General features: G+C 70.6%; 20 protein-coding genes and 2 tRNA genes. 12 read left to right on the top strand and 10 right to left on the bottom strand.

The genetic code is table 11. The features are described from left to right. Window positions 1-270: 270 nt before the first annotated feature. The gene (gene crgA / locus ACFQ79_RS00460) at window positions 271-525 is read right to left on the bottom strand and encodes a cell division protein CrgA (RefSeq protein WP_030321260.1); all 255 of its coding nucleotides are present in this window, start codon (window positions 523-525) and stop codon (window positions 271-273) included. A 140-nt stretch (window positions 526-665) separates the two neighbouring features. Between crgA and ACFQ79_RS00455 the strand changes: the two genes are divergently transcribed. The 6 genes from ACFQ79_RS00455 to ACFQ79_RS00430 all read left to right on the top strand — a co-directional run bounded on the left by ACFQ79_RS00455 (window position 666) and on the right by ACFQ79_RS00430 (window position 5054). Next, window positions 666-1433: a DUF881 domain-containing protein gene (locus ACFQ79_RS00455; RefSeq protein ID WP_383578368.1), complete on the top strand. Its 768-nt coding sequence runs from the start codon at window positions 666-668 to the stop codon at window positions 1431-1433. A gap of 54 nt (window positions 1434-1487) precedes the next feature. After that, a complete protein-coding gene (locus tag ACFQ79_RS00450) occupies window positions 1488-2156 on the top strand; it encodes a class E sortase (protein WP_383578366.1) in 669 nt (222 codons plus the stop codon). Window positions 2157-2220: 64 nt separating this feature from the next. Further along, window positions 2221-2382: a hypothetical protein gene (locus ACFQ79_RS00445; RefSeq protein ID WP_024760376.1), complete on the top strand. Its 162-nt coding sequence runs from the start codon at window positions 2221-2223 to the stop codon at window positions 2380-2382. Further along, window positions 2379-3017 carry an aminodeoxychorismate/anthranilate synthase component II gene (locus ACFQ79_RS00440; RefSeq protein WP_017240376.1) on the top strand — a complete coding sequence of 213 codons (639 nt, stop codon included), beginning with the start codon at window positions 2379-2381 and terminating at the stop codon, window positions 3015-3017. Before ACFQ79_RS00445 ends, ACFQ79_RS00440 begins: the two co-directional genes overlap by 4 nt. After that, entirely contained in the window at window positions 3014-4342 is a 1329-nt protein-coding gene (locus ACFQ79_RS00435) for a class E sortase (protein WP_383578364.1), read from the top strand. The genes ACFQ79_RS00440 and ACFQ79_RS00435 overlap by 4 nt, the downstream gene beginning before the upstream one ends. A 37-nt stretch (window positions 4343-4379) precedes the next feature. Continuing rightward, window positions 4380-5054: a class E sortase gene (locus ACFQ79_RS00430; protein ID WP_383578362.1), complete on the top strand. Its 675-nt coding sequence runs from the start codon at window positions 4380-4382 to the stop codon at window positions 5052-5054. A 144-nt stretch (window positions 5055-5198) separates the two neighbouring features. On the opposite strand, the gene pknB is transcribed toward ACFQ79_RS00430, so the two are convergent. The 6 genes from pknB to ACFQ79_RS00400 all read right to left on the bottom strand — a co-directional run bounded on the left by pknB (window position 5199) and on the right by ACFQ79_RS00400 (window position 13391). Continuing rightward, entirely contained in the window at window positions 5199-7223 is a 2025-nt protein-coding gene (gene pknB, locus ACFQ79_RS00425) for a Stk1 family PASTA domain-containing Ser/Thr kinase (RefSeq protein WP_383578360.1), read from the bottom strand. A 155-nt stretch (window positions 7224-7378) separates the two neighbouring features. Further along, a complete protein-coding gene (locus tag ACFQ79_RS00420; protein WP_383578358.1) occupies window positions 7379-8845 on the bottom strand; it encodes a peptidoglycan D,D-transpeptidase FtsI family protein in 1467 nt (488 codons plus the stop codon). Beyond that, window positions 8842-10284: an FtsW/RodA/SpoVE family cell cycle protein gene (locus tag ACFQ79_RS00415; RefSeq protein WP_319315426.1), complete on the bottom strand. Its 1443-nt coding sequence runs from the start codon at window positions 10282-10284 to the stop codon at window positions 8842-8844. Before ACFQ79_RS00415 ends, ACFQ79_RS00420 begins: the two co-directional genes overlap by 4 nt. Before the next feature lie 26 nt (window positions 10285-10310). Next, window positions 10311-11804 (bottom strand): Stp1/IreP family PP2C-type Ser/Thr phosphatase, encoded by a 1494-nt coding sequence (locus ACFQ79_RS00410; RefSeq protein ID WP_383578356.1) that lies wholly within the window; start codon window positions 11802-11804, stop codon window positions 10311-10313. Window positions 11805-11983: 179 nt separating this feature from the next. After that, a complete protein-coding gene (locus ACFQ79_RS00405; protein WP_073908637.1) occupies window positions 11984-12511 on the bottom strand; it encodes an FHA domain-containing protein in 528 nt (175 codons plus the stop codon). Window positions 12512-12521: 10 nt separating this feature from the next. After that, on the bottom strand, window positions 12522-13391 hold the full coding sequence (locus ACFQ79_RS00400) for an FhaA domain-containing protein (RefSeq protein ID WP_383578353.1): 870 nt from the start codon (window positions 13389-13391) through the stop codon (window positions 12522-12524). Between the two features lie 618 nt (window positions 13392-14009). On the opposite strand from ACFQ79_RS00400, the gene ACFQ79_RS00395 reads away from it, so the two are divergent. Continuing rightward, a tRNA-Leu gene (locus ACFQ79_RS00395) sits at window positions 14010-14093 on the top strand. 198 nt (window positions 14094-14291) lie between these two features. On the opposite strand, the gene ACFQ79_RS00390 is transcribed toward ACFQ79_RS00395, so the two are convergent. The 3 genes from ACFQ79_RS00390 to ACFQ79_RS00380 all read right to left on the bottom strand — a co-directional run bounded on the left by ACFQ79_RS00390 (window position 14292) and on the right by ACFQ79_RS00380 (window position 16077). Beyond that, window positions 14292-14365 (bottom strand) — tRNA-Met (locus ACFQ79_RS00390). 88 nt (window positions 14366-14453) lie between these two features. Further along, window positions 14454-15101, bottom strand: coding sequence for an MBL fold metallo-hydrolase (locus ACFQ79_RS00385; RefSeq protein WP_383578351.1), 648 nt, complete (start codon window positions 15099-15101; stop codon window positions 14454-14456). Window positions 15102-15120: 19 nt separating this feature from the next. Next, window positions 15121-16077, bottom strand: coding sequence for an aldo/keto reductase (locus ACFQ79_RS00380; RefSeq protein WP_383578349.1), 957 nt, complete (start codon window positions 16075-16077; stop codon window positions 15121-15123). Window positions 16078-16320: 243 nt separating this feature from the next. Here ACFQ79_RS00380 and ACFQ79_RS00375 point away from each other — a divergent pair, with 243 nt between their 5' ends. The 5 genes from ACFQ79_RS00375 (at window position 16321) to ACFQ79_RS00355 (ending at window position 22454) form a co-directional block, all read left to right on the top strand. Next, entirely contained in the window at window positions 16321-16770 is a 450-nt protein-coding gene (locus ACFQ79_RS00375) for a MarR family winged helix-turn-helix transcriptional regulator (RefSeq protein ID WP_187621933.1), read from the top strand. 205 nt (window positions 16771-16975) lie between these two features. Further along, window positions 16976-18754: a sensor histidine kinase gene (locus tag ACFQ79_RS00370; protein WP_383578744.1), complete on the top strand. Its 1779-nt coding sequence runs from the start codon at window positions 16976-16978 to the stop codon at window positions 18752-18754. 37 nt (window positions 18755-18791) lie between these two features. After that, entirely contained in the window at window positions 18792-19451 is a 660-nt protein-coding gene (locus ACFQ79_RS00365) for a response regulator transcription factor (protein WP_266967032.1), read from the top strand. A 321-nt stretch (window positions 19452-19772) separates the two neighbouring features. Beyond that, window positions 19773-21272: a DUF2252 domain-containing protein gene (locus ACFQ79_RS00360; protein ID WP_383578346.1), complete on the top strand. Its 1500-nt coding sequence runs from the start codon at window positions 19773-19775 to the stop codon at window positions 21270-21272. A 207-nt stretch (window positions 21273-21479) separates the two neighbouring features. After that, window positions 21480-22454, top strand: a complete 975-nt coding sequence (locus tag ACFQ79_RS00355) for a hypothetical protein (RefSeq protein ID WP_383578344.1) — start codon at window positions 21480-21482, stop codon at window positions 22452-22454. The last annotated feature ends 34 nt before the right edge of the window (window positions 22455-22488 follow it).

Here is a 22488-nt window from a genome sequence, read left to right as displayed (position 1 = left end):
TTATCCACAGTGCGTGGCGGTCTCTCCCCACTCTGTGGGGAAAGACCGCGCCCCTCGCCACTGACCTGGTGTTTCTCCAGGGAGGCGAGGGGCGTCGTGGTCTCCGGCGAGAGTGATTCCGGTCATACCGGCGTCAACCTCGTGCGAGTTATCCACAGATCTTCGTAAGTTATCCAGTGCTGTGCACAACGCTGTGGATAAGTTCAGGGGAGAGCTTGACGGGCAACGGGTACGAACGCTAGACGGCCGCCGTACCCCTGCTGTTCGCCGCTACTTCCACTGCGTGGAGACACCGAAGCCGGCCGCGATGAAGCCGAAGCCCACCACGATGTTCCAGTTCCGGATCGACTCGATCGGCATCGAGCCGTCGGTGACGTAGAAGACCACGATCCACACCAGACCGATGGCGAACAGCGCGAGCATCACAGGCGCCACCCAGCTGCGGTTGGTCAGCTTGATCGAGGTGGCCTGCTTCGCCGGCGGGGGCGTGAAGTCGGCCTTCTTGCGGATCCGTGACTTCGGCACGAGGGACTCTCCTGTCGATGCGCTGCGTGACCGCGCAGGGAACTGTGGCTGGCGCCGGGATGTGACGAAGGAGGACGACTGCGTCCCCCAGGCGTCCGTTAGCGTAGTGGTTCCGCGGCACCGAAGGGGATCAGGGTACGTTGAGCAATTCCGCCGGCACTCCCGAAGGACCTGGCCGCACCGCGAGGTGGCGCCCCGTCCAGGTGCTCACCCTTGCCGTTTTCGCCCTCGCGGGACTGATCTTCGTCACGAGCTTCAACACCGCCAAGGGCACCAACATCCGCACCGACGCCTCACTCCTGCGGCTCTCCGACCTCATCGAGGAGCGCAGCCACAAGAACGCGGGCCTCGACGAGTCCACCTCCGCCCTCCGCGCCCAGGTCGACTCCCTCGCCGCCCGCGACGACGGCTCCACGCGTGCGGAGGACGCGAGACTCGACGCGCTTGAGGCCGCGGCGGGCACCACGGAGGTCTCCGGCTCCGGCCTCACCGTCACCCTCAACGACGCCCCGCCGAACGCCCAGGCCGCCCCCGGCTACCCCGAGCCGCAGGCCAACGACCTGGTCATCCACCAGCAGGACCTCCAGGCCGTCGTCAACGCGCTGTGGCAGGGCGGCGCCGAGGGCATCCGGGTCATGGACCAGCGGCTCATCTCCACCAGCGCCGTGCGCTGCGTCGGCAACACCCTGATCCTCCAGGGCCGCGTCTACTCGCCCCCGTACAAGATCACCGCGGTCGGCGACCGGGGGAAGCTGAACAGGGCGCTCGCGGGCTCCCCGGCGATCCAGAACTACCAGCTGTACGTGAAGGCGTACGGGCTCGGCTGGAAAGTCGACGAGCACAGGGCGGTGACTCTTCCCGGGTACTCGGGCACAGTGGACCTCCACCAAGCGAAGCCGGTGAGCTGACACCACCCGCGTGGCCGGGGTGACGCCGCCGGGAGCCGACTGCGGGAGGGGCGCTTGCGTCTCGTCGTGAGGACCTTCAGCGAGCTGTGCATCACCGTCGGCGCCCTGATCGTCCTCTTCGTCGTGTACGTCCTGTACTGGACCGGGGTCCAGGCCGCGAGCGCGAGCGCCGGCCAGATCGACACCCTCCAGCGCGAGTGGACCGGCACCCCGGTCCGGACCGCCGCTCCCGCCGCCCAAGCCGTGCCGTACGCCCCCGGCAGAGGCATCGCCGTCATGTACGTCCCCCGGCTCGGCAAGGACTGGAAGTGGCCCGTCCTCCAGGGCACCGGGGTCGCCACCCTGAAGAAGGGGCTCGGCCACTACGCAGGCACCGCCCGCCTCGGCGCGACCGGCAACTTCGCCGTCGCCGGCCACCGCCGCACCTACGGCGACCCCTTCAAGGACTTCCCCCGGCTGCGCGAGGGCGACGCGATCGTCCTCACCGACGGGACGACCTGGTTCACGTACCGCGTCGGCCGCGCCCCCTACCGGACTGTGCCCACCGATGTCGGCGTCATCGACCCCGTACCCGCGAAGTCCGGATTCGACGGTCCCGGCCGCTATCTGACCCTCACCACCTGCGAACCCGAGTGGGGCAGCAGCCACCGGCTCGTCGTCTGGGCGCACCTCGACGCCACCCGGCCGGTCGCCGATGGCCGTCCACAGGCTTTGGACAGCTGACCCCCCACGGCCCCCTCGCCCCGTACTCTGGTCCCCGTAACGAACGGAAGGGGCGGTCGACGTCATGTACGGCTGGATCTGGCGGCATCTGCCGGGCAACGCGTGGGTGCGGGCGTTGATCTCGATCGTGCTGGTCCTCGCGGTCGTGTACGCCCTCTTCCAGTACGTGTTCCCCTGGGCGGAGCCGCTGCTTCCGTTCAACGATGTGACGGTGGACGGCCAGTGAGCGCGCGAATTCTCGTCGTCGACAACTACGACAGCTTCGTCTTCAACCTCGTTCAGTACCTCTACCAGCTCGGCGCGGAGTGCGAAGTCCTCCGCAACGACGAGGTCGAGCTGAGCCACGCCCAGGACGGCTTCGACGGCGTCCTGCTCTCGCCCGGCCCCGGCGCGCCCGAACAGGCCGGGGTCTGCATCGACATGGTCCGGCACTGCGCGGCCACCGGCGTGCCCGTCTTCGGCGTCTGCCTCGGCATGCAGTCGATGGCCGTGGCGTACGGCGGAGTCGTCGACCGGGCACCCGAGCTGCTGCACGGCAAGACCTCCCTCGTCACCCACGAGGGGCAGGGCGTCTTCGCCGGGCTGCCGTCGCCGTTCACCGCGACCCGCTACCACTCGCTCGCCGCCGAGCCCGCCGCCCTGCCGGCCGAGCTCGAGGTCACCGCGCGGACCGAGGACGGCATCATCATGGGCCTGCGCCACCGCGAACTGCCCGTCGAGGGAGTTCAGTTCCACCCCGAGTCGGTCCTCACCGAGCACGGACACCTGATGCTCGCCAACTGGCTGGAGCAGTGCGGCGACAAGGGGGCGGTCGGACGGTCGGCGGGGCTCGCGCCGGTGGTGGGCAAGGCCGTCGCGTGACGACGGGCTCTCCCTGGTTCCGGGCGACGAACGAGCCGGAGCCCGAGCCGATACCCGCGGACCCCTACGGGGTCCCCTCGCCGTACCAGGAACCGGCTCCGGCCCCGGCCGCGTACCCGTACACCGAGCAGGCCTACCAGCAGCCCCAGCAGCCCTACCAGGACCCGCCGCAGGCGTACCGGGACCCCGCGCAGGCGCACGGGCAGCCCGCGCAGACGTACCGGGAGCCCGCGCAGGCGTACCAGGAACCGCCGCAGGCGCACGGGCAGCCTGGGCAGACGTACCCGGAGCCCGCGCAGGCGTACCCGGAGCCCGAGGCCGGCTACGAGGCCGCCCGCGGGGCCGCCTACGACGCCGCCCCCGAGGCTCCCCGCGAAGACGCCTACACGCCCCCGTACGAGCCGTACGAGGCGCCTGAGGCCCCGCGGCCCTCCCCGGGCGACACGACCGTTCTGGAGGCCGTGGAGCCCCTTCCCGGGCCCGGCCGGGCAGAACGCCGCCGCGCGGCCAAGGGCGGCAGCCGGGGCAAGGGCCGCCGGGGCGGCCCGTCCGCCGGCACGGCCGGCGCCGCGGCCGGCGAGAAGCCGTCCGCACCGCTCTCCCGCGTCGAGGCCCGGCGCGCCGCCCGTGCCGCCAAGGACAGCGTCGGCGTCATCGCCAGCCGCGCCGTCGGGGAAATCTTCATCACCTTCGGCGTCGTCATGCTGCTCTTCGTCACCTACCAGCTGTGGTGGACGAACGTCCTCGCCGGCCAGGAGACCGACCGGGCCAAGGAACAGATCGAGGACACCTGGGCCAAGGGCGACGCCGACAAGGACGACAGCAAGCCGGGGGCGTTCGAGCCCGGCGAGGGCTTCGCCATCATGTACATCCCCAAGCTGGACGTCGTCGTCCCCGTCGCCGAGGGCATCAACAAGGCGAAGGTCCTCGACAAGGGCATGGTCGGCCACTACGCAGAGGGCAAGCTCAAGACGGCCATGCCCTCCGACAAGCAGGGCAACTTCGCCGTCGCCGGCCACCGCAACACCCACGGCGAACCGTTCCGCTACATCAACCGGCTCCAGCCCGGCGACCCCATCGTCGTCGAGACCCGGAACGCGTACTACACCTACGAGATGGCGAGCATCCTGCCGCAGACCGCGCCCTCGAACGTCTCCGTGATCGAGCCGGTGCCGAAGGGCTCCGGCTTCACCGAGCCCGGCCGGTTCATCACGCTGACCACCTGCACACCCGAGTTCACCAGCACGTACCGCATGATCGTGTGGGGCCGGCTGGTCGAGGAACGCCCGCGCAGCCAGGGAAAGCCGAAAGCGCTCGTAGGCTGAGACCCCACACCTCCGGACGGGACGACGGGACGACCTAGTGGCACGCGTGCGAAATCGGATCGCCGGAGTCATCAGCTTCTTCGGCGAACTCCTCATCACGGCGGGCCTGGTGCTCGGCCTCTTCGTCGTCTACTCCCTGTGGTGGACCAACGTCCTCGCCGACCGCGCCGCCGACCAGGACGGCGCCCAGGTCCGCGACCGCTGGGCCGACGGGCCAGGAGCGCTCGACACCAAGGACGGCATCGGCTTCCTCCACGTGCCGGCGATGAACAACGGCGAGATCCTCGTCAAGCAGGGCACCGAGAGCGCCATCCTCAACAACGGCGTCGCCGGCTACTACACCGACCCGATCAAGTCCGCGCTCCCGCAGGACAAGCAGGGCAACTTCACGCTCGCCGCGCACCGGGACGGACACGGAGCCAAGTTCCACAACATCCACAAGTTGAAGAACGGCGACCCGATCGTCTTCGAGTCCAAGGACACCTGGTACGTCTACAAGGTCTACAAGACCCTGCCGGAGACCACGAAGTACAACGTGGACGTCCTCCAGCCCGTCCCCGAGGAGTCGGGGAAGACGAAGCCCGGCCGCTTCATCACCCTGACCACCTGCACCCCCATGTACACCTCCGACTACCGGTACATCGTCTGGGGCGAACTGGTGCGCACGGAGAAGGTCGACCGCGACCGGACGCCCCCGGCGGAACTCCGCTGAGGCGACCGGCGCGCGCAAGCGTGCGGCGAACGGCGCGGGCACGGCCGCGGCGACCGGCGCGAACAAGGGGAGAGCCCCGGCATCCACTGGATGCCGGGGCTCTCCCCTTCGAACGGTCCGACCGTCCGCACGGTCGCCGGGGCGTCAGTCGAAGATGCCGCCGATGCCACCGTTGTTGTCTCCGCCACCCTGATTGCCGCCCTGGCCGCCGCCGCCCACCGTGAAGACGGTGACGCTGTCCCCGGTCTTCACCGGCGTACCCGCGGGCGGGTTCGTGCCGAAGACCATGGCGTCCTCCTTGTCCGAACCCTGCTGGACGACCACCAGGCCGAGCGCCTCGAGCTGCGCCTTGACGTCCTTGAAGGGCCGGTTGTTCAGGTCGCCCGGGATCGGAACCTGGGTCTGCTGCGGGCCCTTGGAGACCTTCAGCGTGATCTGGGTCTCCTTGGACTGGTCCGAGGGACCACCGGGGGTCTGGTCGACGACGATGCCCGCGGGCTGGTCGGAGTCGACGTCCTCCTTGGTGATGTTCGTGAAGCCGACCCCGTTCAGCTGCTGAACGGCCTGGTCGTAGCTCCGCGTCTTCACATCGGGGAGCTGCAGCAGCTTCTGCTTCGCGACGGTGATCGTCACCACGGAGTTCGTCTCCGCCTTGGTGCCGCCGTCCGGGTTCTGCTGCAGGACCGTGCCGGGGTCCTCGTCGGACTCCTGCTGCTCGACCTTGACCTTGAAGCCCTTGTCCTTCAGGGACTGCTCGGCGCGCTCCTGGGACTGCTCCTGGACGTCAGGAACCTCCACGAGCGGCGCGCCCTCGGAGACGAACACCTGGACCGTGGCGCCGGTGTCCATCTTCGTGGTGCCGTCCGCGGCCGGGCTCTGGCGGCAGATGGTGCCCTTGGGCTGGTCGCAGCGCTCGGTGCCGGCCTCCTGCACCTTCACCTCCGCGTTGGTCGCCCGCTCCGTCGCCACCGCGACGGTCTGGCCGACCAGCTGCGGCACGGGGACCTGCCGGGTGCCGTCCTTCTTGTCGAACAGCGAGACGCCGATGAAGATCGCGCCGACGAGCACCAGGATGCCCGCGAGGGCCAGCAGGATCGTCGAGGTGTTCGACTTCTTCTGGCCGCCGCGGCGGCGGTCCGGACGGTCGTCGTAGCCGTAGCCGCCGTCGTCACCGTTGACCGGGGGCATCATCGAGGTCTGGCCCGCAGGGTCGGCCTGGCGGAGCGCCGTCGTCGGCTGGTCCTCCGGGTACCCGCCGTAGCCCCCGCCGTACGCGGGGGCACCCGCCATGCCCATCCCCATGCCCATCGCGGCGGCGGCCGCGACCGGCTGACCGTCGAGGCACGCCTCGATGTCCGCGCGCATCTCGTCGGCGGACTGGTACCGGTAGTCGGGGTCCTTGACCAGCGCCTTGAGGACGATGGCGTCCATCTCGGGCGTGATCTCGTGGTCGAAGTTGCTCGGCGGCTGCGGCTCCTCGCGGACGTGCTGGTACGCGACCGCGACCGGGGAGTCACCGATGAACGGGGGACGGACGGTGAGGAGCTCGTAGAGCAGGCAGCCCGTGGAGTACAGGTCGGAGCGGGCGTCGACCTGCTCGCCCTTGGCCTGCTCGGGGGAGAGGTACTGGGCCGTGCCGATCACCGCGGCGGTCTGCGTCATGGTCATGCCGGCGTCGCCCATGGCGCGCGCGATGCCGAAGTCCATGACCTTGACCTGGCCGGTGCGCGTCAGCATGACGTTCGCCGGCTTGATGTCACGGTGCACGATCCCGGCGCGGTGCGAGTACTCCAGCGCCTGGAGGATGCCGACCGTCATCTCGAGGGTGCGCTCGGGCAGCAGCTTGCGCCCGGAGTGCAGCAGCTCACGCAGGGTCGACCCGTCGACGTACTCCATCACGATGTACGGGATGGAGACGTTGTCGACGTAGTCCTCGCCGGTGTCGTAGACGGCGACGATCGCCGGATGGTTCAGCGAGGCGGCGGACTGTGCCTCACGGCGGAACCGGGCCTGGAAGGACGGATCGCGGGCCAGGTCGGCCCGCAGCGTCTTCACGGCGACGGTGCGGCCGAGCCGGGTGTCCTGGGCGAGGTACACCTCGGCCATGCCACCACGGCCGAGCACCGAGCCCAGCTCGTACCGGCCGCCGAGGCGACGCGGCTCTTCCATAGCTAATCCAGCCCTCTCCGTCTGTCCCGACCGCACCCATGGGTGGTCCGGCGGTGTGTGCTGTTCGCGGATACGGTACCGGCCCCGGGAAGACGATCCGTCCGGGGCCGGTAGCTGATACCTGACCGGTACCTGGCACGAACGGGGCCGAGACGTCAGCCCCGGGTCTTCAGGACCGCCTTCATCACGGCCTTCGCGATCGGGGCGGCGAGACCACCACCGCTGATGTCCTCACGCGAGGTGCCCGCCGAGTCCTCGACGATCACGGCGACCGCGACCGGGGAGCCCTCGGCGGTCTTCGCGTACGAGATGAACCAGGCGTAGGGGCGCTTGGCGTTCTTGTCGCCGTGCTGGGCCGTACCGGTCTTGCCGCCGACCTTGACGCCGTCCATCTTCACGTCGGCGTTGCCGCCGGTGCCGTTGGTGACGACGCTCTCCATCATCTGCTGGAGCAGCTGCGCGTTCTCCTGCGAGACCGGGCGGCTCATCTCCTCCGGCTCGGTCTTCTTGAGCAGGTCGACGTTGGGGGCGCGCAGCTCGTCGATCATGTACGGCTTCATCAGCTTGCCGTCGTTGGCGATCGCCGCCGTGACCATCGCCATCTGGAGCGGGGTGGTCGCGGTGTTGAACTGGCCGATGGAGGAGAGCGCGTTGCCACCGCGGTCGGCCGTCTTGTCGTAGACCGAGGCGGAGGAACGGACCGGGGTGAACTGCTCGGCGTTGAAGCCGAACTTCTCGGCCATCTCGACCATCTTGTCGCGGCCGACGTCGTCGCCGAGCTTCGCGAACACCGAGTTGCAGGAGATGTCGAGGGCACGCTTCAGGCTGGCGTTGGCGCAGCCCCGGGCGTGGTTGATCATCTCCCGGTTGGAGAGGGGGATCTTCCAGCCCTCGGGGGTGTCGGTCGCCGCGTTGATGTCCTTGACCTTGCCGTTCTCCAGCGCGGCGGCGGCGGTCACGACCTTGAAGACGGAACCGGGCGGGTAGATCTCACGGATCGCGCGGTTCTGCTTCGGCTTGTTCTTGTCCTTCTCCAGCGCCACCCAGGCCTTCTCGTCCTTCGCGGAGTAGCCGGCGAAGGAGGAGGGGTCGTACGAGGGGGTGGACGCGAGCGCCAGGATCTTGCCGGTCGACGGCTCGATGGCCACGACGGCGCCGGTCTTCTTGCCGAGGCCCTCGAAGGCGGCCTTCTGCGCGGCGCCGTTGAGGGTGGTGACGACGTCGCCGCCCTTCTTCTTCTCGCCGGTGAACATGGCGAGCGTGCGGTCGAAGAAGAGCCGGTCGTCGTTGCCGGTGAGGATGCCGTCCTCGATCTTCTCGATCTGGTTGGCGTCGTAGGCCTGCGAGGCGTAACCGGTGACCGGGGCCCACATGGGGCCGTCGAGGTAGGTGCGCTTGAACTTGAAGTACTCGTCCCCGGAGTCGACCGAGCCGGTGATCGGCTTCCCGTCGACGATGATGTTGCCGCGCTCGTTCGCGTAGCGCTCGATCTGCACCCGGCGGTTCTTGGGGTGGGCGTTCAGCTCGTCGGCACGGACGAACTGGAGCCAGTTGTCGCGCACGAGCAGGGCGAGGATGAGCAGGCCGCAGAAGATCGCGACCCGGCGCAGCGGCTTGTTCACGGACGGACCACCTGGGTCATCTCGGCATCGGGGGACGGGGCGGGCGCGGGCGCGGGGCGCCGCGCGGTGTCGCTGATCCGGATCAGGATGCCGATCAGAGCCCAGTTGGCGATCACGGAGGATCCGCCGTACGCGAGGAACGGCATCGTCATACCGGTGAGCGGGATGAGACCCATCACACCGCCGGCGACGACGAAGATCTGGAGCGCGAACGCCCCGGAGAGACCCATCGCGAGCAGCTTGCCGAAGGGGTCGCGGGCGGCCAGCGAGGTGCGGATACCGCGCTCGACGATCAGCCCGTAGAAGAGCAGGAACACCATCACACCGGCGAGCCCGAGCTCCTCGCCGACCGTGGCGAAGATGAAGTCGGAGTTGGCGGCGAACTGGATCAGGTCGGAGTTGCCCTGACCGAGACCGGTGCCGAGGATGCCGCCGGAGCCGAAGGACATCAGCACCTGGGTCATCTGGTCACAGGCGTACGCCATGTTGGTGCCGGGGGGCGCCGTCTTCAGGCACTCGAACGGGTCGAGCCAGGCCGCCACACGGGACTGCACGTGGCTTGCCGTGGAGCCGACGACCACCGCACCGGCGACGGCCATCAGCAGACCCATGACGATCCAGCTGGTCCGCTCGGTCGCCACGTACAGCATGATCACGAACATGCCGAAGAACAGCAGCGACGTACCCAGGTCGTTCTCGAAGACCAGGATGAGGAGGCTGACCGCCCAGATCGTCAGGATCGGACCCAGGTCACGGCCGCGCGGCAGGTAGAGCCCCATGAAGCGACGGCTGGCCAGGGCGAGCGCGTCCCGCTTCACCATCAGGTATCCGGAGAAGAACACCGCCAGGACGAGCTTCGCGAACTCGCCGGGCTGGATGGAGAAGCCGCCGACACGGATCCAGATCTTGGCACCGAAGACGTCCGCGCCGAGGCCGGGAACGAGCGGCAGCAGCAGCAGTACGAGCGCCACGACCATGGAGATGTACGTGTACCGCTGGAGGACACGGTGGTCCTTCAGGAGCAGCAGCACGCCCACGAACATGGCGATGCCGATGGCGGAGTACATCATCTGGTTCGGTGCGGACGCGCTGAACGCGCCGTACTGGCGCTTCGCCAGGGCGATCAGCCGCGGCGACTGGTCCAGCCGCCAGATCAGCACCAGGCCCATGCCGTTGAGCAGGGTGGCCAGGGGCAGCAGCAGCGGGTCCGAGTACGGGGCCCACTTCCGCACCACGAGGTGGGCGACGCCCGCGAGCAGCGCGAGCCCGAGCCCGTACCCGAGCATGCCGGCCGGGACCTTGCCGTCGATGGCCAGGCCCACGTTGAGGTAGGCGAACACCGGGATGATGACGGCGAACGCCAGCAGCGCCAGCTCGGTGTTGCGGCGGCTCGGCGCCTCGATCGCGCCGATGGTGGTCGTGTTGGTGACAACGCTCATGGTGGTGAAAGGCCCCCTACGGGTGCTTACTGCTTGCCGCAGTTCGAGGCCAGCTTCTGCTCCTCCGCGGTGAGGGTGGGACCCGGGGTCGGAGCGGCTGTGGTGGGCTTGGAGTCAGGGGTGGCGGTGCCGTCCGGCGTCTCGGCCGGCGGCTTGCTCGCCTGGTCGGCCGCCTTCTCGGCGGCCGCGCGGCGCTCCGCGGTCTTCTTGCAGGCCGAGGCCTGCACGGCCAGCTCGGCGATCTTCGTCTCGGCCTTGGCGAGGCTGCCGCCCGTGATCGTGTCCTCGACCTGCTTCTGCTGGTACGCGGGGAGGTACTTGAGTTCGATCTCGGGGTGGTCCTTCTCGACCTTCGACAGCGAGACCCAGGCCAGGTCCTGGCTGATGCCCTGGTACAGCGCCACGTGCTGGTCCTTGGACCCGACGAAGTACTGGGTCTGCGTCCAGCGCCAGCCGCCGTACAGCCCGCCGCCGATGATCGCGAGGACCAGGATCAGGAAGAAGGAGCGCTTGAGCCACTTGCGGCCCTTGCGCGGCTTCACGAAGTCGTCGTCGGTGTACGACTCGAAGGAGCCCTGCGGGGGCATTCCGCCGTAGCCGTGGCCGTCGCCGCTTCCGGGCGGGCCGAACCCGCCGGCGGGCGGCTGCTGGTGCGGGGCCGGGCGGCCGAGTCCGGAGGCACGGCCCGCCGGGGTCTGCATCGCCCCGCCGTCGTTCAGCTGGGCGGCCTGGTTCTCGGCGACCGCGCCCACGATGACCGGGGTGTCGCTGAGGTGACCGGCGAGGGTGTCGCCGCCGTCGACGTCCAGGACGTCGGCGACGATCACCGTGATGTTGTCGGGGCCCCCGCCGCGCAGGGCGAGCTGGATCAGCTCCTGCACGGTCTCCTGCGGGCCCTGGTAGCTGGCGAGGGTGTCCTCGAGCGTCTGGTGCGAGACCACGCCGGACAGGCCGTCGGAGCAGATCAGGTAGCGGTCGCCGGCCCGGACCTCACGGATGGAGAGATCGGGTTCGACGTGGTCGCCACTGCCGAGCGCGCGCATGAGGAGCGAACGCTGCGGGTGGGTGGTGGCCTCTTCCTCGGTGATCCGGCCCTCGTCGACGAGCCGCTGGACCCAGGTGTGGTCCTGGGTGATCTGGGTCAGCACACCGTCGCGCAGCAGATAGGCGCGCGAGTCTCCGACGTGCACCAGACCGAGCCGCTGGCCGGTCCACAGCAGGGCCGTGAGCGTGGTGCCCATGCCCTCGAGCTGCGGGTCCTCCTCGACCATCATCCGGAGCTGGTCGTTGGCGCGCTGCACCGCCGTACCGAGCGAGGTGAGGATGTCGGAGCCGGGGACGTCGTCGTCGAGCGTGACGAGGGTGGAGATCACCTCGGAGGAGGCGACCTCACCGGCGGCCTGGCCGCCCATGCCGTCGGCGATGGCGAGCAGCCGGGGGCCGGCGTAGCCGGAGTCCTCGTTGCCCTCGCGGATCATGCCCTTGTGCGAGCCCGCGGCGAATCGCAGGGACAGAGTCATGCGCACCTGCCCTGTCGACGCTGCATCGGGGTACAGCCGGTCTCGACCCACACTGCCCACCCTCCGGTCGCTCCGGTCACGCCGGTCGCTCCAGTCGCTCCGGTCGGGAGCCCGGCACGGCCTGTGGCGGGGACCGTCCCGACTCGCTCGCTCCGCTCGCGCCTATTCATGATGTAGCACTACTTCCGCAGCTCGATGACGGTCTTGCCGATGCGGATCGGCGCGCCCAGCGGAATCGGTGTGGCGGTGGTGAGGCGGGTCCGGTCGAGGTACGTGCCGTTCGTGGACCCGAGATCCTCGACGATCCACTGGCCGTCCCGGTCCGGGTAGATCCTGGCGTGCCTGCTGGACGCGTAGTCGTCGTCCAGCACGATCGTCGAATCATGGGCCCGGCCCAGCGTGATCGTCTGCCCCTGGAGGGCGACGGTCGTGCCGGTGAGGGTGCCCTCGGACACGACCAGCTTGGTCGGGGCGCCGCGGCGCTGCCGCCCACCGCCCGCGGTCTGCTGGCCGCGCTGCTGCGGAGGCGCGGCGGCCTGCCGCGCCTGCTGTTGCTGCTGCGGTCGCGCCTCCTGGCGCCGTGAACCGCGCTGGGTGACCCGCGTACCGAAGAGGTCGCTGCGGATGACCTGGACGGCCACGATGACGAACAGCCACAGAACGGCCAGGAAACCCAACCGCATGACCGTCAGGGTCAGCTCTGACATTGCCCCCGCTTCACCCTTCGGCTTGCCGGTAAACGATGGTGGTGCTGCCCACGACGATCCGCGAGCCGTCGCGGAGCGTAGCGCGGGTGGTGTGCTGCCCGTCCACCACGATGCCGTTGGTGGAACCCAGATCCTGGATCGTCGAGGGCGTTCCGGTCCGGATCTCGCAGTGCCGGCGGGAGACGCCGGGATCGTCGATCCTCACGTCCGCGTCGGTGCTGCGGCCGAGGACCAGGGTCGGGCGGGAGATCTGATGGCGGGTGCCGTTGATCTCGATCCAGCGGCGCACCTGGGTGCCCGCTCCCCCGTGCGTACCGGGGCCGGGGGCCGCGGGACGGCCCGCCGCGGCAGCCGCCGGCCGGTGGCCGGGAGCGCCCGGAGGCGGGGAGGCGGGCATGGGCGGGGCGCCGGCCGGGGGGTACCCGTATCCGCCGCGGCCCTGTCCCTGGCCCTGCTGCTGGTGAGGCTGCTGCTGGCCGCCCGAGGGCGGCTGAGACTGTGACGTACTCGACGCCAGGGTGCGGCTGCGGACGCGGTACAGACCGGTGTCGAGATCCTCGGCCTTCTCCAGGTGGACCTTGATCGGTCCCATGAAGGTGTACCGCTGCTGCTTCGCGTAGTCCCTGACCAGGCCGGCGAGCTCGTCGCCGAGCTGACCCGAGTAGGGGCTGAGGCGCTCGTAGTCCGGCGCGCTCAGCTCCACGATGAAGTCGTTGGGGACGACAGTCCGCTCGCGGTTCCAGATCTGCGCGTTGTTGTCGCACTCGCGCTGGAGTGCGCCCGCGATCTCGACCGGCTGGACCTCGGACTTGAAGACCTTGGCGAAGGTGCCGTTGACCAGACCTTCGAGACGCTGCTCGAAACGCTTCATGACTCCCATGGGGCACCTCCTCCGTCGTTGTCGTCCTGGTACTGCTTACTGATCGTATCCACGCGTCGGGAAATCGGCTGGTTCCCCTTCTCTGCCCTGTGGACGAGTGTCACCTCTCACAGGCTTTCCCCACGGATCGTAGAGGCGGCCTGTGGACAGTGTCCCGCACCCGGCTGTGGGAGCGGGGGCTCGGTCGAGGTCTGGGGGTGGATCGGGAGTGGTTCGAGGGTGGTTCGGGGGTGGTTCGGGGCGATCCGGGGGCTGTTCGAGAGCGATCCCGTGCCGGATCGGGCCGGTTCGGGGGCGGTTCGGGCCCGATCGGGGCCGGTCCCGGACGGTCGAGGGTGATGCATCCCTCTTCCTGTGCCTCCTCCCTCTCCTCCCTTTCCTCCCTCTTCTCCCCGTTCCTCCTCTTCATCCCTCCGCCTTCCCCCTCGTCTTCTCCCGCTCCTCCGGAGCCCTTCCCCCACCCTCCTTCCCCCCTCCACGCATCTGTCCCTCCCTCACCTTGGTCTGCCTGAGCGGAGGCCAAACAACGGATGTGAATCCACGGTCTGCGACGTGCTAATCTTCTGATGTCGCCAGGCGCTCGCACCGCAAAGTGAGAGAGTCCGGAGCACACCCAATGCGCGGGTGGCGGAATAGGCAGACGCGCTGGATTCAGGTTCCAGTGCCCGAAAGGGCGTGGGGGTTCAACTCCCCCCTCGCGCACAAGTAAGAAACGGTCGGCATCGTGATCACGATGTCGACCGTTTCGTTTATCCCCCGAGCATGCGGGTGAGGTGTGAGGTAGCTCGCATCCCTGGAGTCCAGGGTGCTCGGGCCGGCGGGCCACCGGCCCGAGGGCGGAGGGCGGAGGGCGGAGGAACGCGAAAGGGGCCCGGCTGATGCCGGGCCCCTTCCTTCTCGTAGCGGGGACAGGATTTGAACCTGCGACCTCTGGGTTATGAGCCCAGCGAGCTACCGAGCTGCTCCACCCCGCGTCGGTAATGCCACTCTACACAAGTCCCGGCCCGCTCTTTCCCGCTCGCCATGACCAACGTCACACCGGACGCCCGGGGATGGCGTGCGTCATCGGATTCCCGCCCGGCCGAGCGAGGACGTGGGGCCGTGCCCGGTCAGCAGCCGGGTGTCCTCCGGACAGAGGCCGGCGACCAGACGGAGCGAGTCCTCCATGCGCGTCGGGCTCGCGGTCGGCGCGTCCGCGCGTCCCGGGCCGCTCGCGAGCAGGGTGTCGCCGGTGGCGAGCAGGGGCTCGTCTCCGCCGTCGAAGCGGAACATCACGGAGCCGCTGGTGTGGCCGGGTGTGTGCAGCACCGTGACCGCGCCGGCGGCGAAGGCCAGCCCGCCACCCCGCTCGGGGAGTTCGCGCACCTCGTCGGGCTCCCGGTCCGGGTGGCCGACGAGCAGGTCGCGGGGGAACGAGTCGGGCAGCCCCTTGGCGGGAGCACCGAGTTGGTAGCGGTCCGCCGGGTGGATCCAGGCCGGGACGCCGTAGTGCCGGGCGAGCGGAACGGCGTCCCAGGTGTGGTCCATATGGCCGTGGGTGATGAGGATGGCCTCGGGTTCGAGACGGTGGGCACGGACGGCCCGCAGGACCGTCTCGCGGGAGTCGTGCCCGGGATCGACGACGAGGCAGGGACTTCCCGGTCCCGTGGCGACGATGTGGACGTTCGTTCCGAAGACGCCGGTGGCGGCGGACAGGACGAGCAGGCGCATGGCTGGGGTCCTCGTACGTTCAGCGCGCGCCGACCGGTTCCGGCAGGGCGGCGAGTTCGGCCAGGGCCTCCGGCGGAAGGGTCAGGGAACCGGCCTTCACGTTGTCCTCCAGGTAGCGGCGGGTCTTGGTGCCCGGGATGACGCCCACGTGCTCGCCCTGGGCCAGCACCCATGCGATCGCCACCTGGGCGACGGTCGCGCCGAGGCCGTCGGCCAGGGTCCGTACCCGGTCGACGATCGCCTGGTTGGCGGTGATCGCCTCGGGCTGGAACCGCGGGATCCGATGCCGCGCGTCCGCCGTCGGCAGGTCCTGCGGGCTGCCGATCAGGCCGGACAGGAACCCCCGGCCGAGCGGGGCGAACGCGATGAACGCGATGCCCTCGCGCCCGCAGTACTCCACCACGCCCTCCTCCAGGGCGTCCCGGGTCCCCAGCGAGAGCTCGCTCTGCACGGACGCCACCGGGTGGATCGCGTGGGCCCGGCCGATCTCCGCGACCGAGGCCTCGGAGAGTCCGATCGCGCCGAGCTTGCCCTCCTCCACCAGCTCCGCGAGCGCGCCCCAGCTCTCCTCGACCGGCACGTCGGGGTCGATGCGGTGCAGCTGGTAGAGGTCGATGTGGTCGACGTCGAGCCGTCGCAGGCTCGCGTCGACGGCGGCACGCAGATGCGTGGGCCGGCCGTCGCGGTGGCTCTTGTACGTGGCCGGGTCGTCGACGACGAGGCCGCCCTTGGTGGCGAGCAGGGCCTTCTCGCGACGGCCTTTGAGGGCCTTGCCGACCAGCAGCTCGTTGGTGAACGGACCGTACTGGTCCGCCGTGTCGATCAGGTCGACGCCGAGTTCGACGGCGTGCCGTACGACCGCGACGGACTCGCGTTCGTCCCGGCCCCGCTCGTCGTACCCCCACGACATGCCCATGCAGCCGATGCCGACCGACGCGAAGGTCCTTCGCGAGCCGCCCAGTTGGATTCTGCGCATGGTCGTGCGCACCGCCTCTCCCGTTGTGCCCCCGTGGAGCCCCGCCCGCTTGCTTTGCGTGGCAGACGCCCCGTCATGTGCAGGCAGGACTCTGCCATACGGCATGGATCATGGCTAGAGGCAGATGTCTCCTCTATGACAGTGCTCTGTGATGGTTGGTCTGCTGGTGGAGCGGTGGGCGGGCGGCCGGCGGCGGTGACGCGGCCCCCTGGTTCGTGCTCTGTCCTGTGGGAGACTCCTGACATGGCGAAGACGACGACGGAGACGGTCGCCGCAGGTCGGCTGGGGCACACGATCAAGAGGGCCGAGCAGGCTCTGATCGGGCGCAAGACGGAGGCGCTGCGGGAGTTCGGTCTGACGGTGCCGCAGTACGCGGTCCTGATGCTGTTGTCGGTCTCGGACGGCATGTCCGCGGCGCAGCTGGCACGCGAGTGCATGGTCACGCCGCAGACGATGGCCACGGTTCTGACCAATCTGGAGAAGGCCGACCTGGTGGTCCGGGAGCCCTCGGAGCTGCACCAGAAGGTCGTCGTGAACCGGGCGACCCGGGCCGGCCGGGCCGTCGTGAAGAAGGCCGACAAGGCCGCGCTGCGCGTCGAGGGGGCGCTGGGCGCCGAGTTCACGCCCGAGGAGAGGGCGCGGTTCGAGGAGTACCTGGAGCGGGCGGTCGCCGTCCTGGGATCGCTCGAATAGATCGTTCAGATCGTTTAGATCGTTCAGAACGTTCCGCGACGGGTCGCGTGCTGAGCGCCCCGGGCTGAGGGCTGTGGGCTGAGCGCTCCTGGCCTCGGGCTGCGGGTGGGTGTCGTCCCGGGGAGCGACTTTTGTCGACGGGGGATGCGACGAAAGAGGGACGACCCCGGACCGGGCTGCCGCCTACGGTGCGAGCGTGGACGTTATGTCGAAGTCGGGGACCCGAGGTTCGTACGGGATCGGGGCCGCGCTCGCCGCAGGGTGGGCGTGGTTCGCGGTGCCGGGGCAGTGGTCGGGGCGCAGGACCACCGGTGAGGTGGCACTCGCCGCGGTCGTCGCGCTGCTCGGCGCCGGGACCGAGGACCTCCTGGGCGGCGAGGGCTGGGTGCTGGGCGCCGTCGCCGCGGGATCGGCCCTGCTGTCCCTCGTGAGGCGCAGACTTCCCGCGAGCGTGCTCGTCCTGACCGCGGGACTCACACCCTTCGTGCCCGGCTTCGGGCCCCTGCTGCTGGTCGTCGGCTGGTCCTCCGGCCGGTACATCGCGGGGGCGGGCCGCGCGCTCGCCGCGTTCATCGCGGCCTTCGTCCTGAACGTCGGCGGGAGCCTCGTCGGGCCCTGGGAGGCGGGGCGGCTGCTCACCATCGCCTTCACGGCGACCCTCTACTACCTGGGCACCACCCTGGCCCCCGGGCTCGCCCACCGCTACTGGACCCAGCGCCGGACCCTGCTGCACGCCCTCCAGGAGCGCAACGCCCAGCTGCTGCGGGAGCGGACCATGGTGGTCGGGCAGGCGCGGCTGCGGGAGCGGCAGCGGATCGCCCAGGACATGCACGACAGCCTCGGACACCAACTGGCCCTGATCGCCGTCCACACCGGCGCCCTGGAGGTGGACCGGGAGCTGAGCGAGCGCCAGCGCGAGGTCGTCGGCGTCCTGCGGAACGCGTCGGTGACCGCGATGCACGAGCTGCGTGAGGTCGTCGGGATCCTGCGCGACGGGATCGAGGCCCCCGACGGTTCGGCGGCGGCGCCCGGCCGGTCCGGGGACGAGACGGGCCGCGCGGCGCGGGGGATCGCCGGCATCGAAGGGCTCGTCGAGGCGGCGCGCACGGCCGGCACCTCGGTCGGCCTGAGACGGTCGGGGGAGGAACGGTCACTGGCTCCGGCCGCCGACCACGCCGCGTACCGGATCGTGCAGGAGGCCCTCACCAACGCCTACAAGTACGCGCCGGGGGCGGTGATCGGCGTCGACCTGCGGTACGAGCCGGACACCTTCGTTGTCGAGGTCCTCAACGAGAAGCCCACGGACGAGCCGGCGAAGGACGTGGTGAGCGGCGGGCAGGGACTCACCGGTCTCGCCGAGCGGGCCCGGCTGGTGGGCGGCATGTGTCATGCGGGCCCGGCCGACGGCGGCGGGTTCCGGGTGGCCGGGATGCTGCCCTACGGGGCGGCGCCCCTCGCGGAGGCAGCGCCTTTGGTCGATGAGGCCGACGACTTCCGGCAGCAGACCACGAAACCGCTGGTGGGTGATGGTCGTCCGGTCGTGGTCGGACCGGCCGACTGGACATTCACGGAGCGGGAGCTGGCCATGGCGGTGCGTGGGGGAAGAGGCAGAAGCACGGGCGGTTCGATCGCGCTGGGCTGCGGGATCGCGTTCGCGGCGCTCGTCCTGCTGGTGGTGGCGGCGGGCCTCGGTCTCTACTTCCTGATGGGATCGGTGAAGGAGGGCATGATCGAGCCCGCGCAGTACGACGCGGTGAAGGTCGGGGCGTCGGAGAAGGAGGTACGCGGCCAGCTCCCGTCCGGCGACACGATCGCCACCGCCGGCCTCAGCGGCAAGGGACCGGCGCAGCCGGAGGGCGCCGACTGTCTGGTGCTGATGTCCTCCGAGTTCAGCGAGACCTTCGAGAAGGAGCCTGTTTTCCGGTTCTGCTTCAAGGACGGCAAGCTGATCGAGAAGAAGTCGTACGAGGTCGAGGCGCGCTAGCGCCGACCCGCCCGTACCGGAGCCGTGGGGAGAAGCTGTGGCAGGGCAGCCCATCAGGGTCGTGATCGCCGATGACGAGCCGCTGATCAGGGCCGGGATCCGGATGATCCTCACCTCCGACCCGGAGATCGAGGTCGTCGCCGAGGCCGCCAACGGCCGGGAGGCGGTCGAGGCGACACGGGCGCACGCCGCCGACGTGGTGCTGCTCGACATCCAGATGCCGGTGCTCGACGGCCTCTCCGCACTGCCGGAGCTGCGCCGGGCGGCGCCGGCGGCCCGGGTGATCGTCCTGACGACCTTCGGGGAGCGGGACAACGTCCTGCGGACCCTGGAGCACGGGGGCGCCGGGTTCCTGCTGAAGGACACGGCACCCGCGGAGCTGATCCGCGCGGTACGGGCTGCCGCGGCGGGCGACGCGTATCTGTCACCGGCGGCGACCCGGCACGTCGTGGAGCGGCTCGCCACGGGCCGGGAGGCGGCCCGCGCCGAGGAGGCGCGGGGACGGGTCGCGGGCCTGAGCGAGAAGGAGCGCGATGTGCTGGCGCTGCTCGGCGAAGGGCTCTCCAACGCGGACGCGGGGAAGCGGCTGCACATGAGCGAGGCCACGGTGAAGACCTATGTGAGCCGGATCCTCGCCAAGCTGCACTGCGAGAACCGGGTCCAGGCGGCACTGCTCGCACGGGACGCGGGCCTGTAGCGGGGCCGAAGCGGGCTGCGGGAGCCGGCTGCGGGAGGGGCCGCGGGAGGGGGCTGCAGGAGCCGGCTGCAGGAGCCGGCTGCGGGAGGGGGCTGCAGGAGCCGGCTGCGGGAGGGGGCTGTGGGAGCCCCGCCGTGGCGTGCCCGCTCCCAGGGGGCAAACGGCGAGGCGGCGAAGGGCCTGGAGGAGGAGACGGCGGAGGCCGTCGCCGTCCGAGGAGTTATCCACAGGCCCTTGTCCACAGGGGGAGACGACCGCTCGGCTCCGGCGGTACCGTCAGGCCGAATGATGTTGGACTTTCGCATCGGGGGAGGGCAGGCCATGGACGACAACCAGGTCGCCGTGCCGGAACAGCGCGGCACGGACGAAGCGACGGCTGGTGGGTCGGACAGCGGCTCGGACGGCGTGCGCGTGCCGCACGTGCCGGGCTTCGCCCGCCGCGCCGCCGTCGACGGCGGGACCGCCGGGGCCACGGCCTCCCCCAAGGAGCGCGGCAAGGCACTGCGCGAGCGCGTCCCGCGCTCCGCCCACCGGCAGCCCGCCCTCGCCGCCGACCGGCCCGACGCCGTGCGGGCCGTCGAGGAGTCGAACCGGGACCGCGTCCCCGAACTCACACCGATACGGGTCGGCAGGATGGCCGCCAGCCCCTTCACCTTCCTGCGCGGAGCCGCCGGGCTCATGGCCCAGGACCTCGCCGGCACCCCCGTCACCGGGATCGCCGCCCAGCTGTGCGGCGACGCCCACGCGGCCAACTTCGGGCTCTACGGAGACGCGCGCGGCCGGCTCGTCATGGACCTCAACGACTTCGACGAGACCGTCGTCGGCCCCTGGGAATGGGACCTCAAGCGGCTCGCCACCTCCCTCGTCCTCGTCGGCAGGGAAGTGGGAGCGAGCGAGGACGTGTGCCGGGCCGCCGCCTTCGACACCGTCGGCGCCTACCGGCGCACCATGCGGCTGCTCGCCCGCCTCCCCGCCCTCGACGCGTGGAACGCCATCGCCGACGAGGAGCTCGTCTCCCACACCGACGCCCGTGACCTCCTCGGCACCCTGGAACGGGTCTCAGCCAAGGCCCGCAACAACACCAGCGCCCGGTTCGCCGCCCGCTCCACCGAGGCCGTCACCGACGCCGAGGGCGGCGGCCGCCGCTTCGTGGACGCTCCCCCGGTCCTGCGCAGGGTCCCCGACGCCGAGGCGGCCGCCGTCGCCGCCTCCCTCGGCCCCTACCTGGAGACCGTGTCCGAGGACCGGCTGCCGCTCCTCGCGCGGTACGCCGTCCACGACGTCGCCTTCCGGGTCGTCGGCACCGGCAGCGTCGGCACCCGTTCCTATGTCGTGCTGCTCCTCGACCACCGGGGCGAGGCACTCGTCCTCCAGGTGAAGGAGGCCCGTCCGTCCGCGCTCCTGCCTCATCTGCCGACCGCCGGATTCACTGTGGCGGAGCCCGGCCACGAAGGGCGGCGCGTGGTGCTCGGGCAGAAGCGCATCCAGGTCGTGAGCGACATCCTGCTCGGCTGGACCACGGTGGAGGGCCGCCCCTTCCAGGTGCGCCAGTTCCGCAACCGCAAGGGCAGCGTCGATCCCGCCGCACTCACCGTGGACCAGGTCGACGACTACGGCCGGATGACCGGAGCCCTGCTCGCCCGCGCCCACGCCCACAGTGCCGACCCGCGCCTGATAGCCGGGTACTGCGGGAAGAACGAGGAGTTCGACGAGGCCGTCGCCGCGTTCGCCGTGTCCTACGCGGACCGCACCACCGCCGACCACGCCGACCTGCTCACCGCCGTCCGAGCGGGCCGCATCGCGGCGGAACTGGGCGTCTGACCGACGCCCCGAGAAGACCGGAGGCCGCGCCGACGCGACGCCGCGGCCCGGGGAGCACATGCGCGGCGGCTTGCTGCCCCTGCGCGGGGCACGAGGGGGAGGGTGGGGAGGGGGAGGGGAGGGGGGAGGGGGGAGGGGGGAGGCCCCCTCGGAAGGACCGTAGGCTGGGTGGGACGAGCCGGAACGAGGACGTGGGCGGGCGTAGACGTGAGCGTGCACCAGGGTGCGAACGAGGGCCCCGAGAGCGAGCGGTCTCAGGACGAGCCGTCCCGGAGCGAGTCGCCGCAGCAGGAGCCGGGCCGGGACGAGGCGTCCGCGGGCGGTGCGGGCCGGGACGAGGCGCTCGCGGGTGGCGCGAGCCGGGACGAGGCGTCCGCGGGCGGAGCGCCGGGGGCCGGGCAGCGGGACGAGCGGCCCGAGGCGCGACTTGAGCGGGCCGTGCGGGTGGCCGAGCAGGCGTTGATCGAGTTCGAGATCGCCGTCGAGACCTTCCGCGTCGAGGTGGACAACTTCTCGCGGCTGCACCACCAGAAGCTCGGCCCGATGTACGCGCGGCTCGACGAGCTCGACGCCCGGATCGCCGAGGCGCGGGCCGCGCGGAGCGGCGACCCCGAGGATCTGCGGCGTGCGCAGGAGGCGCGGGCCGCGGTCATGCCGATGCCCGGGGTGGACGAGCTGTTCCACGACTGGATCGACTCCGACGGCTTCTCCCCCGAGGCCGAGGCCATGCTCACCGACCGTCCGGTGCGGCCGCCGAAGCGGGTCCGTCCCAACGAGGAGGTCCGCAGGCTCTACCGGGAGCTGGCCCGGAAGGCCCACCCCGACCTGGCCCGCGAGGAGGACGAGCGGAAGCGGCGCGAGGAGTTCATCACGCGGGTGAACGCCGCCTACGCGCGCGGCGACGAGGCCGTCCTTCGCGAGCTGTCCGCCGAGTGGGAGGCCGGTCCCGTGCCGGCCGAGGAGCGGCTCAGCGAGAGCGAGGAGCTGTACGCGCGCCTCGAGTGGCTGGCGCAGCGCAAGGACATGCTGTCGACGCTGGCGCGGGAGCTGGAGGAGAGCGCGATCGGCGCGATGCTGCGGATGGCGCCCGAGGACCCGGACCGCCTCCTGGAGGAGATCGCGGAGCAGCTGCTCGCTCAGGTCTCCGAGCGGGAGAGTGAGCTGGCCGGGCTGGTGCAGTAGGTTTTTCCGTGCGCTCGAGACCCTTCGGGCGGTA

The sequence above is a fragment of the Streptomyces sp. NPDC056480 genome (genome assembly GCF_042795405.1).
GTDB lineage: Bacteria > Actinomycetota > Actinomycetes > Streptomycetales > Streptomycetaceae > Streptomyces.
Note: the sequence above shows the minus strand (reverse complement) of the source record. Positions and strands in the feature narration are given on the sequence as shown.